The sequence below is a fragment of the Bacillus sp. D7-8 genome (assembly GCF_052055895.1).
GTDB classification, from domain to species: domain Bacteria; phylum Bacillota; class Bacilli; order Bacillales; family Bacillaceae; genus Bacillus; species Bacillus velezensis.
This window is the reverse complement of record NZ_CP179922.1, coordinates 1,389,121-1,406,199: the sequence shown is the minus strand read 5'-3', so window position 1 is coordinate 1,406,199 and position 17,079 is coordinate 1,389,121. Positions and strand designations below refer to the sequence as shown.

The following is a 17,079-nucleotide window of genomic DNA, read 5'->3' as shown; positions in this document are numbered from 1 at the left end:
AAAATCTTCATCCCCTTTACAAATGGCACTGCCGCAAAATGATAAACTAATCCTGCATACGCTCCAGCGCATAATCTGCTTCCTCCGCAGTCAGTTCGCCCGCTTTTAATTGTCTGAGGAGCTCTTTTACTCTCTCGTTCTTTCCATTGGAATCCGCTGTTGCACGAGTCTGTGCCTCCGCGGAAAACGTTTCTTTTTTACGAATGGTTACATCCTTCAAACCTGCAAGTCTTTCTCCTTGTTCATTAAGCAGCTGAATATCGTAAATAAGCTCGGATTGACCTTTTTGGCCTGTTTTACGCGCATAAACCCAGCATTCTGCTGAAACCTTTTTCCGAATCGTAATCTCTCCTATTGAAAAAGGAACATAAACAGATGCCTCTTCTCTTCCGTCCGTAATTCCGAACAAAGATTGCAGAGCCCCATCAATTAAAGACGGATGCAATGTATAATGTTCAAGAGCATATGCGGCTTCTTTTGGCAGCAATAAGTGTGCAACCGCTTCTGTTTTTCCGCCCCATAAACGTTGAATCGGCTGAAAAGCGCGCCCATACAGGAACCCGTTTTCCCGAAAATACTCGTAACATTCATCTTGTTCACGGACAAAAGCACTTCTGTTTATGATCTCTTGTCTGTCGATATTCTCTATATCATCATCACTGTAATGATGATCATAATCTAATTCCCCCGTCACAAATCCAGTCCTTCCAGCAGCATCCTCGTCAGGTGACATGTTAAATAATATGCTGCCGTCTTTTACGGAAATGTGAGTGTAAATGGTCAGGCTCTCTTGCAAAAGCATGGCCGGTCTGGCAAATATCACGTTTTTTAAACGAGTGACCTTTTTCTTTCGATATGACCGCGTTCCCGCTGCGCATGCCATTTCAAGAAAAGCAGCTGCCGGGAGAATGCTCTTGTTTTTTACGATGTGGTCTTTTAACCAAATCTCTTTGTCTCTTAATGTCGTTTTAAAAAACTGCTGTTCCAGAGTAGATTCATTCGAATCCAGAAGCGGGTGCAGTGAAGACTGCCGCGGCAATATTTCCGGAAATACTGCACTTTGGCTTCGAGGCACCCAGTAAGACTCCTCAGCAAATGGATATAAAGGAAGCTTGACCTTTTGCGGGGTATATTCTTCATATAACTCTCTCCATTGAATATCAGCCCCGAAAGACCATAATTTTGCAAGAAGATTCAAGTCCTTTGTCTCCATCATCACCTCGAGGAATTTATCTTTCATCTTTTGATCATGAAAGATAAAGACTTTATCAAAATCTTTCGTAACATTCCCTTTGTATACGCCCTCCCCAATTGTTCCTTCAGTACAGAAAGTTCTCAGTTTCTCCTTTAGTTCCGGCAAATCGGAAGCTACAACAGCAAGTCTGTCTTCCATCGGTTCCCTGCATGTCTGCAATGTAAAAGCGATATCAGCTGCCGAGACCTTTGTCTCCCGCTCTGTGAATTGCAGAAGGCGCCGGGCGTATTCTTTCAGCCTGTCTTCATTTTTGGCAGAGAGAACTGCGGCAAACGGACCGCTTATTGTTTGTGTGTCCGCATGGTTTTGATATTCTTCCACAATGACATGGGCATTTGCTCCGCCCGCTCCGAACGAACTGATTGCTGCTCTCCTGTTGGAGGCGCCTGATTCTTTCCGCCACTCTTCTTCTTTCTGCTGAACGTAAAAAGGCGTCTTTTCAAATCGGATATTTTGGTTCAGCTGTTCCGAGTGAATGGATGGCGCCAATTTCTGATGCTTAAATTGTAAAAGAACTTTTGTAAGGGCTGCTATACCTGCAGCAGACTCCAAATGTCCGATGTTAGACTTCACTGAGCCTATTGCACAAAATTGTTTATCGTCCGTAAATTTCTCAAACGCTTTTGTCAATCCTGCGATCTCAATCGGATCTCCGAGCGAGGTACCCGTTCCGTGTGCTTCCAAGTAGCTGACGGAACGCGGACTGATGCCCGATTTCTTGAAATTTTCAGCAATCAGCTCAGCTTGTGCATTCGGATTCGGAACCGTAAATCCATTGGTTTTTCCGCCATGATTTACAGATGTTCCTTTAATTACTCCGTATATATGATCCTGATCAGCAATTGCTTTTTCCAAAGGTTTCAAAAGGACGGCGCCCGAACCTTCTCCCGGGACATAGCCGTCTCCGCCCTCTCCGAAACTTCTGCACAATCCTTCGGTGGAAACAAAATTACCTTGACTCAGCCAAAGGTATTTGCTGGGATGTATGGACACATTAACGCCGCCCGCAAGCGCAATTTCACTTTCCCCTCTTTTAATGCTCTCACATGCCAAGTGAATGGCCGTCAGCGATGATGAACACATCGTATCCAGTGCAATGCTCGGGCCGGAGAGATTAAAAAAGTATGAAACCCTGTTCGCAATAGATGAAAAGAAGGAACTGAGCGCAATCGGATTGCCCCGCGCAGTTTCTTCTGCGCCGAATAATTGATATTGTCCGTACATGGCTCCGACAAACACACCGGCTTTCATACCGTCAAGCTTCTCTTTTGTATATCCTGAATCTTCAAACGTATGCCAGGAGGTTTCGAGAAAAATTCGCTCCTGAGGGTCCATCAGCTCAGCTTCTTTATGAGAAATGTGGAAAAACAGCGGATCGAATTGATCAACACCGCTGATAAAACCTCCCCACTTACTGTTGATTTTTCCCTTCTCCATTCTGTCAGGACTGTAATTCGATCTGAAATCCCAACGTTCCTCGGGGATTTCAATAATACAGTTTTTCCCTCCGGCAATGTTTTCCCAGAACTCCTCAAGAGTATCGGAATTCGGATATCTTCCGCTCACACCGATAATGGCAATATCCTCACCCGGCTGAACCATGCTCGGTGCAGATGCAACCCTCTGCTGCCGGTGCTGTTTTTTACTCAGATTTTCTCTTTTCTTCGGCACTCTTGTTACCGGAGCTGCCCCTGCGGCCTTAAGCACTTTTTCTTTAAAAGATGTTAGGAAGAAGTTTGAAAGCTCTTCAATGTTCTGATATTCAAAAAAGATTGTTTTTGGAAGATCCCCGAACGTATCTTCAAGCTTTGAAATAAGTGACATGATCATAAGTGAGTTGATTCCGAATTTCTCAAAAGAGTCCTTCGCATTTATTTTATGAGCTTGGATTTTCAAGACACCGCTGATGATCTTGATTAAATAGTCATTGACTTTTTCTTTCGCAGCATATTCCTCTTCTTCATCGTGTTCCGCCGTGAGTGTATCTTGATCTGCTGCAGCTGTATTTCTTTGAATAGAAAGCGCTTTCATCATTTTATCCCGCTTTCCTTCTGCAGGCATTAAGCTGGTAAATGAAGACCGCAGCATTTTTAGAAACGCTTCCAAAACAGAGGAAGTTCGCATCGGAGTCATTCCGTATTTTTCTTTTATTTGGTTGATTCCACTGCTGTCGAGACTCATCCCGCCATCTTTCAATAACGGCCAATTGATTGAAAGGGTTTTTCCGTTTCGGGAGAGCTGAGATCGAAGCACTGCAAAACTGTCCATAAAATGATTTGCGTACGCATAGTCACTTTGGCCGGCATTTCCATAAGCGGAAAAAGAAGAAAAGAGAACAAAAAAATCAAGATCTTCGTCTTTTGTCAGCTCATCCAGCCAGATTGTCCCGTAAACTTTCGGTTTCAGTACGTCCGTAAAATCACTGAGACTTTTATTTACAAGAAATGAGTCACGAAGGATGCCGGCAGCATGAATGATCCCGTTTATGCTGCCGTACCGCTGTTTAACGCCGAAAATGAATCGCTCTGCCTCTGTTCGATCTGTGATGTCCGTCCGCTGATATTCAACAATAGAGCCGCTCTCATTAAGCTTACTGATCCGTTCTTTTTGATCAGCGGTTAAAAAAGAACGGCCTGTAAGTATAATCACGGCTTGGTTTTCTTTAGCGATGTGTTCCGCAAACAGCAGCCCGAGTTTTCCCGCTCCTCCGGTAATGATATATATACCGCCTTTTTGATACGTTACAGATCCGTTATCGTGTTCCGGATTATCAATATGCTGCAGCCCTTTCACATAACGGGTATGTGAGTCTATTAAAATCTCACATTCATCCGTTTGAAAGCGCTGCATTTCACTGATTACAGCATCCCACATCTCGGAAACCGGAGGATTTATGTCAGAATGCTCATGGCGAATCTGTATGGTTTTCGCTTTAAGCTTGGAGCTTTCCATGTTTACCGTTTTCATGAAACCTCCGACAGCTTCATGAAACGGCTGATTCAGACCGCTTGTCCAATAAATATGCAATAACGTAACAGGTTCGTTTCTCCGCATTAAAGCTTTTGATAATAAAAAGAGCGAGTTTATCCCTCTGCAAAGAGTTTCATTAACGGATTCTTCAGTGAATTCTCTGATTTCTCCGTTCCATAAATAAAGCACGACATCAGGTGTAAATCCGTTTACAGCCAAATCAGACAGCAGCATTTCGACATGATTTTCATCAGAAGGATTGATTGTGCATCTATTCCGTTCAATTCTATAATCAGAATCGGGCGTTACGAGAATGACACGGTTATGATCTCCATTCATCATCTCGGCATGCTGAAACAGACGGTTATCCTGATCAAAAATCAGCATATTCCCCGGTGCCTGCTGATTCGGCATATCAATGTTATTTGTCCTTACCCAATCGTTCTTAAAAAAAATGGTTGGGGACGGAGCTTGTGATTCCGGCTCCGCCTTTTTTTCCATTTGTTCTTTTCTGTAAGTGCGAATTAGCTCCAGTCCTGCATCAGGAGACATTTGCTGTTCTTCAATTAAGGAAAGTATTTGTTTGATCTGCACTATTTTCCCTCCAGCAGCTGATAAACTTGGTCAGCAGAAAGTTCACCGTTTTTCAATTGTTCTAATAAGAAGAGAATTTCCTGATCTTCATTTTTACGTCCTGCGGTTAATTCTCCCCCGGTCACTTTTCTGACAGAAAAGTCTTTCATGCTCACGGCTATTTCGCCGCTCTCGTTAATAAAATCAATGTTATACGTATAAAAACCGGTTTCTCTCACCGAGACATGGCATCGGGCAGTAAGCGCCCTCTTAATGTGAAGCTCTCTAAGTGAATATGGAACAAATAAGCCGTCTTTCTCATTATCTCTTAACAAAAATGCCGCCGCTTGAAAACCGCCGTCAATTAATGAAGGATGGAGTGTAAAATGTGAAAACCCGTTCGCTAAATGAGCCGAAAGCTCCAATTCTGCCATTAACTCCATATCACCGCGGTATACGGCTTTCAACGTTTGAAAACTGCTATGATATGTCAGGCCCATACGACTGAAGCGGTGATAACACTCTTCCCGGCTTATGACCGGCTCACTGCTTCGTTTGAACTTATCAATATCGACATACTCAGGATTGCTGTTTATGTCTCCGAATACTGTTTCACTTTGTGTACAGATTTGCTGCACGCCATCCGGACCCTCTTTACATATCGTTACGTTCAACTTATCTTGTTTCATTTCCAAGTCGGTATAAATGTGCAGCGTTTTTCCTTTATATAATATAGGTCTGTTCCACATCACGTCTTTTATTTTATATACTTTACTTTCTCCGCTTATTTCCGCACAAACAAGAGCCATTTCAAGCGAAGCGGCTCCTGGCAGCACATAGTCTCCTGAAACAAGATGATCAGTGACGAAAAATTCAGTTCCGGAAATAACAGTTTTAAATGCTTGTTTCTTTAATGTTGAGACATTCTCGCTGATTAATGGGTGAAGACTTTTGCTATTAACCTTAACCTCGCTTTTGTTCTTTTTCGGGGTGAACCAATAACTCTCTTTTGCAAACGGATAAGTTGGCAGCGGCACTCTATTCAATTTCTTTTTGCCGATTGTCTTCCATTCAAACTCGGCTCCATTGGCCCACCATTGTGCGAGCAGCTCCTCTTTTCCGCTTTGAAGAGCCTCCTCAATCATATATTCAGAAACAGCTGTGGGCTCTTCAGTGTTTTCGCTTATAAATACGCCTTTTTGCACCTTGCTGTCATCAAGAAAGCTGACGTATTTATCTCTCAGCTCAGTCAGACTCGCTGCACATACGGCAATTCTTTCGTTCATTGCTTCCCGGCCGTTTTGCAATGTAAATTCCATGTCACTGGCATTAACGGTCATGTCACCGGCAATCACGCGATCCAAGTACTGAAGCATAAGCCGGATATACTCAAGTAATTGATCTTTGGTTTTCGCAGATAAAACAAAAATATGTGTGTTACCGTTGTTTTCCGGCACTTCTTTTTGAGGTTCCCTATATTCCTCTAAAACAATATGCGCGTTCACACCGCCGAATCCGAATGAGCTGACACCCGCTCTCCTCGGCAGATCGTTGTTCTCTTCATCTTTTATCGGATTCCACTTTTGAGCGGTTTCTGTGATATAAAATGGCGTATTTTCCAGTTTGATGTATGGATTGAGTTCTGAAAAATGGGCGAGTCCCGGAAGTTTGCGATATTTAAAAGCCAGTAACACTTTCAGCACTCCGGCTATTCCGGCAGCGGTTTCGAGATGGCCGATGTTTGTTTTCACAGACCCGATTCCGCAGCATTTCTGTTTCGCAAAAGGAATGTCCCAGTCTTGATATAACGTTTTAAATGCCTTTATGATGCTGTTTACTTCAATCGGATCGCCAAGACTTGTCCCTGTGCCATGCGCTTCTATATATCCCGCAGTGGCAGGGCTGACACCCGCCTTCCGCCAAGCTTCGGTTAATAAGTCCGCCTGTGCGTTCGGATTCGGAGCTGTCAAAGAATTGGCGCGGCCGCCGTGATTTACAGCTGACCCTTTAATCAAACCATATATATGATCACCGTCTGCCTGTGCTTTGCTGAGCGGCTTAAGCAATACTGCAGCCGCCCCTTCACTCCTTACATAGCCGTCAGCGCTTTTATCGAATGTTTTGCACTTTCCGTCTTTGGAAAGCATACCTGCTTTATCAAAAGCTATAAACAGAGTAGGACTTGTCATAATATGCACTCCGCCTGCAATCGCCATTTCAAAATCGCCTCTTTGAATCCCCTCAGCCGCACGATGGAGTGCAACTAACGAACTTGAACAGGCAGTGTCAATCGGTTCGCTCGGACCCGTCAGGTTCAGCTGGTAAGAAATACGATTTGCCAATATACAATGATTTAAACCGGTTGCGGTCTGCGCCTGGACAGAGACGCCATTTTCATTCAGACGTTCAGCATAATCCGTTGTGGCGACCCCTGCAAACACCGCGGTTTTCGTCCCTGCCAAATCAGACGGCTTATAGCCCGCATCTTCTATTGTTTTCCATACAGTCTCCATAAAAATTCTTTGCTGGGGATCCATTAATTCTGCTTCGGCGGGAGAAATCCCGAAAAACAACGGATCAAAATTGTCCGCGCCTTTGATAAATCCGCCTTTTTTTATTTTTGTTCTATTGACGTCCCTGATCGGATCGCCGTCAAACTCTTTCCAGTCCCAACGGTCTTCAGGAATGTCTGTAATCATATCCCGCCCTTTTTCAATTCCTTCCCAAAAGTCTTCCAGCGTATCTGTTTGGGGGAAACGGCCGCTTATTCCCACTATTGCAACCGGCTCATTCATATGTCTTTCCTCTTGCCAAGTTTTGTTTTCAGGCTCAGGGGAATGTTCATAGGATTCCGGCGGAGGCGTGCTGTACAATGTTTTTTCGTCAGCTGCAGAAAAAGATTCTGTCTCAGCAAAAAGGATTTCTCCGTATTGCTCGATTACATAATCAGTCATTTCAGCCAGTGAATTGCATTCAAAGAAAACGGACGGCAATAATTCCGTACCATATTGTTGATTGATTTCATTTCCGAGTCTGGTAAACGTAATAGAATCAAATCCGTACTCGCCGAATGAAGTCTCTTCTTCTATTTCCTTTCTGTCAATCTTCAAAATACTTGACATCATCTTTGCGATGCCCTCAATCAGATTTTCTCTCCGGTCTTTCGCCGCAGATTCATCTGAAGAAAAAGAACCGCAGAGATGAAGCTCCTCGGAATACTCACTCTTTAAAAACTCAAGAAGTTCATTAAAATCAGTAAGACCGAAAAAATCTGACGGCATCATTGATATTCCTAAAGTTTCGTTTAATTCGTTGCCCAGCATTGTAAACATAATTGAATCAAATCCGTATTCACTTATCGGCAGTTCAAAATCAAATTCCCGTTCTTCAATTTTTAATACGCCGGTGATAATGCGTGTCAAAGTGCTTTTTAAAGATTCAGTTATTGACAGCTCTTTCGGTTCGTGATTTTCGTCGGCGATTGCCGGATCACTTTTTCCGCTGTCAATCGTTATCATTCGTTCCAGCTTTAATTCATTACCGCTAAATACCATTATTTGATGTTCACACCCTGTCATTGCTTGATCAAATGCTGCAAGGCCTTCCCGTTTTCCCAGAGGCAGCATTCCGAAACGGTCATAAAGGAACTTCTCTGAATGAATATCAATTTGCATACCGCCTTCTTTCCATAAAGGCCAATTAATCGAGACTGTTTTTCCAGGTTTATTTTCCGCCGCTCTCATTTCCGCAAAATAATCCATAAACCGGTTTGCATAAGCATAATCAGTTTGTCCGGCATTCCCGATTATTGCGCTGATAGATGAAAACATAACAAAAAAGTCCAGAGGTTCTCTGTCTGTATACCGGTCAAGCCATATCGTTCCGTAAACCTTGCTGGCCAAGACTGAATTGAGATCCTCTTCACGCTTATTGATGAGTAATGAATCTTTTATCACACCGGCGCTGTGAATAATTCCTTTAACAGGACCTAATTTGTTTTTGACGAGTTTTATCAGGTTATTGACATTTTCCTTATCAGAAATATCGGTTCTTACATAAAAAACCTCTGATCCGTTTTTTTCGAGCTCTTTTACATTGCTTACGGCTTCCTCAGAAAGCTCTGACCTGCCGATAAGGACAAGTTTTATTCTCCCTTTTCGCACAAGATGTCTGGCGAAAATCAGTCCCAGACCGCCTGTTCCTCCTGTAATGAGGTAAACTCCCCCTTCTTTTACTTCCATCTTTTCGGGGGGCTCGGCACTTTCAATTTCTGCAGAGTGCTTGACCTGCCTGATTCCATCTCTGTATCTGATTTCTGAAGTTTCATCGCTGATGATTGTTTCTTTCACAAGGTTTTTTAATTCAGGCAGACCGGCGTTCAGCTGTAACTGAATTTCGTCGCTGTGTATTTCAATATTTTTACCGGACAACATAGGATGTTCTAAATGAAGCGACCTAAAAAAGCCGCTGATTGCCATTTGATAAGGTAAGATTTGATTTTCCCTTGTGAAAAATACATGTGATATCAGGATTTTATGTCTTGGGATTGTTGCTAGCAGAGCTTTCGTTACATTGAAAACCGGCAAAACAGCCTCTTCCAGTTTTTCACGAATGTTATGCTCAATTCCCGTTTCAGGGCTCATCCCGATTAAAATGACGCGGTCAATTGTCACTTGTCTTTCTTTAAGAATCGCCAGCAATTTCTGATAGGCTTCAAGTTTGACGCTGTTCAATTCAAAGGAATCAGCTTCTTTTTCTTGAAAACTGCCGCCATGGCGGACAAAGATCATGTTCAAGCCGATATCTTTATATGCCTGGCGGATCAGCGGTTCTGATATATCCCGACGGAGTGAAATCACAAGGCAGCTGTTTAAACCGCTGGCTTCAGGCTGATGAAGCAGAGGGGCCCGCTTCCACATATCAGTGTAATACTTAACTGAATGCCGCTCATCTTGAGTCTGCGGTGCAGCCCTTAATGCCTTCAACGCTAAGTTTTTTATTTTAAGACTTACAGATCCGTTTTCATCCATAAATAGTATATGAAACCTTTTGACATCATCATGTTGTCTTTCATCGGCAGCTGTAATGTAAGCATAGCCGTTTGCCGAAGGTGCGTGAAGAATCTCCAGCTCACCTAATTCAAAAGGCAAATATGCGGTGTGATCGTCTTCCTGACCGGACGTAAACCCTGTTGTGGATTGAAAAATGCCATCCAATAAACACGGTTCCAGCAGCGTGCCGGATTTTTTATGAATGCTCTCAGGAAGTGATATTCGTGCAAGTACAGCATTTTCATGGATAAACAGCTGTTTTATTACCTGAAAACTGGCTCCATATTCCAAACCGCTCTGCCGGAAATCCCTGTAACACTCAGCGCTGCTGATTAATCTTTTCTGTCCGGTTAACCAGCTGTCCAATTGAAAACGCTCTGTATGAGAGGCATCTTGATCTCCGCATGTGATAATGTTTCCTTGGCAGTGAACTGCCGCTTCAGGTTGCATATCGGTTTTCACCACAAATCTGCCGTCTTTTTGATTCGGCAGCAGATCTATCATTATCGTCTTTTCTTTTTCAACGGTTATCGGAACCGCCCATACAACCTGACTCAGTTTTATGACTGATTTTCCGTACAGCCTCTCTCCCGCTTCTCTGGCCGCTTCGATGATTGCCGCTCCGGGCAGAACCGTTTTCTCATGCACAACATGGTCTTTTACATAATATTCAGAATCTGAAAGCGTTTTATAAAATCGGCACTCACCTGCTGAAAAATCAAATAAAGGAGCTTTATCAGCTGCTGTTGTTTGCGCCTTATTTGACACCCACAGTCTGTTTTTTAAGAAAGGGTAAGTCGGCAGGGCAATTTTTCTCGGTTTTCTGCCGGTGCGGAAATCTTCCCAGCTTAAATTGCCTCCTGATACCCAAAATTCAGCCATTTCGGTTAATGTGGTGCTGCCGGATTTGAGCGGAAGATCCGATTGCCGCTGTCTGCGTTTATGATTCGGTTTTTTCCCTCTAAATATTTCGTGATCATCAATTCCATTATAAAAGTGATTTAATTTCAACATCAGATCATCGATATTATTTGAAATGACAGCAAGCCTTTCCGGCATGGCTTCACGCCCTTCAAGAAGGGTATACGCAATATCAGAAAGGTGAAGCGGCTTGTTTGTTCCCGCTTGCTGTAAAAACTCGCCCTGCTTATGACGGGCCTTTTGAAGATATTCCTCCAGCTGTTTTGCTGATTCCCGTAAACTCAGTGAATGCTTGGCTGAGAGTACGATAAGTTCCTCACTTTCCTCACGCCTCGTATGACAGTCAGCAGCAGACTCATACTCTTCCACAAGGATATGAGCATTTGCCCCGCCCGCTCCGAAAGAACTTAATCCCGCACGCCGCGGATATTTGCTGTCAGAATGTTTTTCATTCGCGGGTTTTATCCAGTCGGCGGTTTCCTGCTGGAGGCAAAAAGGTGTCTCTTCCAGATAAAGATCCGGATGCACCCGTTCAGCATGCAGTGTTGCGGCTATTTTTTTATACTTCATTTGTAAGATAATCTTTGTCAGGCCGGCAATACCCGCGGCCGCTTCCAGGTGGCCGATGTTAGATTTAATCGATCCGAGAGAGCAATATGAAACATCTTCGGTATAAGCTCTAAACGCCTTGGTCAGGCCTCGGACTTCAATCGGGTCACCCAGCGGCGTTCCCGTGCCGTGGGCTTCAATAAAGCTGACACTTCTGGCGCTCCAACCGGCCGCTTTAAGAGCTCCTTGAATTAAATCCGCCTGTGCGGCAGGATTAGGCACCGTATAGCCATTTGTCTTTCCGCCATGATTAATTGCCGTTCCTTTAATGACGGCGTACACAGTATCATTATCACGTATGGCATCTTTAAGCGGTTTAAGAATAACGGCCCCTACACCTTCCCCGGGCACGAAACCGTCGCCGCCTTCTCCAAAACTTCTGCATTTTCCCGATTTTGAAAGCATCCCCATCTGACATCGGTATAAATAGTCAGAAGGATGAAGATACAAATTTACTCCTCCCGCAACCGCAACCGAGCACTCACCCTTTGTTAAACTTTGGCAAGCCATGTGAATTGCCGTTAAGGATGAAGAACAAGCCGTATCTACAGGGACACTGGGACCTGTAAAGTCAAATGTGTAAGACACTCTGTTCGCGAGAGACCATGGGAACGAATTTGGAAGTACATCGTTTTTGTCCGTCGGTATTCTTTCGCCGAGCAGCTTGTAAGAATTGGTCGTCACTCCCGCAAATACACCGACATGTTTTTCGGTCTGCTTTCTCAACCCTTCAATGGTATATCCCGAATCTTCAAATGCTTTCCATACGGTTTCGAGAAATATTCGTTCCTGAGGATCCATCGCTTCTGCTTCTCTCGGCGATATTTGGAAAAACAAAGAATCAAATGATTCAGCATTCTTTAAAAATCCGCCCCATTTACAATAAATTTTCCCCTCATGCGCTTTAGCGGGGTCTGGATCATAGTAGGTCTCATAATTCCATCGTTCTTTCGGAATTTCTGTGATTGCGGTTCTCTCTTTTGATAGAAGCTCCCACAATTCTTCGATATTTTCAGCCCCGGGATAACGGCCGCTGATACCGATTACCGCTATCCCGTCAAGATGTTCTTTTTCCTCCGCCGCAGGTGCAGTGATGTTTTGTTCCGGTCTGGCGGGGGTAATGCTCTGAATCTGTTTTCCTTTTTCCTCCCGTGAAAATAAACGCCCCAGCCGATCCGGATATTCCTTTACAAGATGATCTGCTAAATCTCTGATTGTATGAAATTCAAATAAAAGCGTTTTCGAAATTGCTCCCAGTGACTGCTCCAGCTTTGTGTTGCATTGATGAATCATAACCGAATCCATTCCATATTCAGCCAGATGCACATCTTGATCGATCTCTTCCCGTTCTGCACCGATCTCAGAGGAGATGATATTGGTTAAAAACAAAACTGTCTGATCCAAAATATCGCCTTGAGCCAAAGGAATGGCACTGCCTGTCTCTGTTTCGTCCGTCAAAAATCTCTGCCGCATAAATTGTTCAAAGCGCTCATGATCACCGCAGACTGCAATATTATGCAGCTGACCCGAAGTTACAATCCGCGAAAACCATTGCGTTCCGTCTTCAGCAGGAAGTTCTTCGAGCCCGGAACCATGAAAAAGAGACGTCCGCCCTTGACCTGACAGGTTCGCCCCCATTCCGATGTCTTGCCATAAAGGCCAATTGATTGTCAGCGTGCGGCCGCTGCGCAGAGAATTTTGCCGTTTCTGTTCCCGATATTCGGCAAAATGATCTAAAAAGCCGTTTGCATATGCATAATCACATTGGCCTTCGTTCCCTGCAATAGAGACGACTGAAGAAAAAACGGCGAAAAAATCCAATTCGAGCGACCTCGTTGCATGATCAAGATTCAATGCACCATGAACTTTCGGAGCAATCACCTCTGAAAGTTCATGCTTTGTTTTTCGAAAAAGCAGCGAGTCTCTGATAACTCCTGCACAATGAATGACGCCATGAAGACCTGCATGCTGATCGGTAATACCGTCAATCATTTTTTTTACCGCTTCTTTATCGGATATATTCGCCTGTATATAATAAACCTTTGCTTTAAAGCTGTTCAGGTATTCTAAATGTTTCTGCTTATCTTCGTTTAAAACAGATCGCCCCGATAGGATAATGGTGGATCTTTCAGTTTTCGCGCAATATTCAGCGACTTTACTGCCAATCCCCCCGAATCCCCCTGTAATTAAATACACTTTATCTTTTTCAGGGTATTGAATGGTCTTTCTGTTTGTTTCTCTCTGCTTCACTAACATCCGTGCATATCTTACGCAGCCTCTGTAAGTGATATGAATATGCCGATCAGGCGCTGTGTTTATTTCTTTATAAAGAATGTCAGCCCTTTCTGAAAATGAAACGGATGCAGAATCATGTTCAAAGCAAACCGTCTTACAATGCAGCTGCGGATATTCTTGTTTTACCGATTTTAAAAAACCGTTCACACCTTCAAAATACGGCAATTTTTCTTTTTGATCTGCGCTGAATGTATAAATGAACGTTACTTTGTTTATAAGGTTCTCGCTGATTAAAGCCTTAGTCAGATAAAACACGGAATAAATTCCTGATTCGAGTGTTTCTTCCAGTTCAGGCTGTTTTTCAGACCACGTATGCAAAATTGCATCGGGCGCTGCGCCTTTTTCCTTTAACAGACGAATGACACCTTGATAATCTTCGGGACGCTGCCTGTTGATCGTGAAAACACTGTCGCTTATCTGCTCTAAACGCTCACCGGGCATAATAAGATATGCGGACGTATCCTCTCTTTTTTTCAGCTCTTCAAAATAGTCTTTATTCCCGGAGAACAACAAAATAGTACAGGCTTGTCCGCTGCCCGCTTCATTCTCAAGTGCGGTTTCTTTCCATACCGGCGTATAAAGTGCCTGATTCTTCTTTTCTGAAAAAGCCGCGTCTGGTTTTACCGGCTGAGGGTTTAAAGAAAATTGACAGCGCTCAAACGGATAAGGCGGAAGCGGGGCTTTTCTTTTATGATAGTCACCTAGTTTCGCCCATTCAATCTCTTCTCCTGAAAGCCACATTTGCAAAAATGAATGATATAGAGCCTCATCGGCTGGTTTGTCCGCTTCAAAAGCAGCCGCTTTGTTTAGTTTTGCTGATGGAGGGAGCGATCCAAATTGAAAAACTGAAAAATCAGAAATATTCACATCCGGCTCCGTTCCCTTTTCTTCCGTGTGAAGCGGCATATGGTCAGCTATCTCCTGAGACACGGCATCCATTTGATTGTATTCTGTCATCAACGGAAAACGAGTTTTATCATAAAAACCTGCCGGCTGCTCATTAATACAAGCAACAGCCTGTTTAATTCCGTCTTGCTTTTTCAATAACATGCTCAGAAAAAGTTCTTTAGACAAGATTCCTTCATCAAGTAAATTTAATATTTCCAGAACATAATCATTATTAAAGAATCCATCATAATCTGTTAAATCCCATCTCTTATACAGTCTTCTCATAGAGGCAAGGATAGCCATGATCGCCGCTTCCTCATCAGCCGGCAATGCGTTTCTTTTATCCGCCGTGCGATTCACAATATAAGATAAAATCTCGATTTCCTGAGTCTTCCCCGCTTTATCCCACTCTTCTAAAAACCCTTTAAACGTATATTGGTGCTCAAGAAGCAGCCGTGTTTTCCCGTACAGACGGTCTGCAAAATCAGCCGGGAAGCTCAGACCGTTCAGCAGCATCCTTACATATTCTTCATTTAAACGAACCGGCGGGTACGTTTTTGAAGTGTACGGATTGACAAATGGCATGGACGGCGGCTCACAGGATATGTGCGAAGGTTTTTCAGCGCCTGTGATGACAGAAATGGCTTTTTCAATTTTGATGATATCCGCTGCTGCAAGAGCGACGTAATATCCGTCTCCGGCGCCTGTAATGAGGCTTGGCTTAAAACCGGATGCCAGGATACTTTTTATGATTTCCGTATTGATAACTAAAGAATACAAGCGGATTTTCTCAGGTGTCCATTTTCTTTTAAATGAACTGTGCAATGTTGGTATACCCTTCAGCACCGGCCTTACGTTCTTTTCTAAATCAGGGAACACCCGTTTCAAAACGGCAAATTGTTTATAACTTTCCCATTTGAAGTCACCGATGGCAAGCGCCCATTCAGAATCTTGTTTCCTCCGAAAACTCAATCCCTCTTTAAGCTGATTTTTAAATTCCTCCTTGCTGCCTGCCAATAAACCAGCCCTGTAATCAAACGATGTCCTCCCCGTTAAAAGGGTGCTGCTGATCACTTCATTTGATATTTTGCAAAATTCCTCTGAATCGTCAGCAAAGGTTCTCCAATGATGTATCATTTGTTTCATGCTTTCTTCACTTTTAGCGGAAAAAAGGAAGGGTACCCTTCCTTTTCTGTCAGATTCGTCTTTTGTATGTATAAATTCTTCGATGATGACGTGAGAGTTGACACCCCCAAAACCGAAGGAGCTGATTCCCGCCCTGAGCGGAGCCCCGTCTGCCGCCTTCCAATCACTTGAATCAAGCGCCGGCCTAAACGGTGTTTTTTCAAACTGTATAATTGGATTTACCGTATGTACATTCAGGCTTTTCGGCACCCTCCGGTGTTTCATCATCATTAGAACTTTTATCAATCCGGCCATTCCCGCCGCTGCTTCTGTATGACCGATATTTGTTTTCACACTTCCGATCCTGCAATATTGAGTATCCTCAGTATATTGCCGATACGCTTTTGTCAATGCTTCTATTTCTATCGGATCGCCCAGAGATGTTCCTGTGCCATGTGCTTCTACATAAGAAACCGTCGCAGCATCGACAGCAGCATTGTGTAAAGCTTCTGAGATGACCCGGCACTGCGCTTCTGCTCTGGGAGCGGTTATGGAACGGGATTTACCGCCATGATTAACAGCTGTCCCTTTTATGATCCCGTATATATGGTGACCGGCTTTTACTGCATCACCAAGGCGCTGCAGCAATACAACGCCTGCCCCTTCTCCGGGAACGTACCCGTTCGCTGCTGCGTCAAAGGTTTTACATTTGCCGTCAGGACTCAGCATTCTGGCTTTGGAAAAAGAAATATATTTTCCGGGTTGGAAATTCAAGTTTACTCCCGATGCGATTGCATAATCGCTTTCTTTTGTCCGCAATGACTTAACCGCTTCATGTAAAGCAACAAGCGATGATGCACAAGCGGCATTTACAGACATGCTTTTTCCGGTCAAACCGAATGTGTATGAAAGCCGGTTGGAAAGCATAGCTTCGAAACTTCCTAAGCAGGCATAACTGTCGATTTCCGATTCAGCATGACCTGTCTGCCGGTAGTCAGAATTCATAATACCCGCAAAAACAGAAGTGGTTTTACGCTGGAGATCCTGCAAAGAAACCCCGGAATCTTCGATGCACCGCCAAGTTTCTTCTAAAAGGATTCTTTGCTCAGGATCCATGTTTTTCGCTTCCCGGGGAGAGATATTAAAAAACTTATGGTCGAAATGGTCAGCTTTATGAATAAAACCTCCCCACTTGCTGATTGTTTTGTTCGGTATACTGATATCAGCTGAATAATAAAGATCGGGATCCCACCGTTCAATCGGCACTTCCCGGATGGAATCTTTGCCGCTATTTATGTTTTCCCAGAATTCATGATAATGATCTGCATCGGGGAATCTGCAAGCAACCCCGATTATCGCGATATCCGCACTCTGTTTATTCAAATGAACCAT

At 43.7% G+C, this 17,079-nt stretch carries 2 protein-coding genes; both read right to left on the bottom strand.

What is annotated here, in order from left to right; genetic code table 11:
• Positions 1-46: 46 nt before the first annotated feature.
• A complete protein-coding gene (locus ACKTRM_RS07305) occupies positions 47-4,819 on the bottom strand; it encodes a type I polyketide synthase (RefSeq protein ID WP_012117467.1) in 4,773 nt (1,590 codons plus the stop codon).
• Positions 4,819-17,079, bottom strand: a complete 12,261-nt coding sequence (locus ACKTRM_RS07300) for an SDR family NAD(P)-dependent oxidoreductase (protein ID WP_012117466.1) — start codon at positions 17,077-17,079, stop codon at positions 4,819-4,821. Before ACKTRM_RS07300 ends, ACKTRM_RS07305 begins: the two co-directional genes overlap by 1 nt.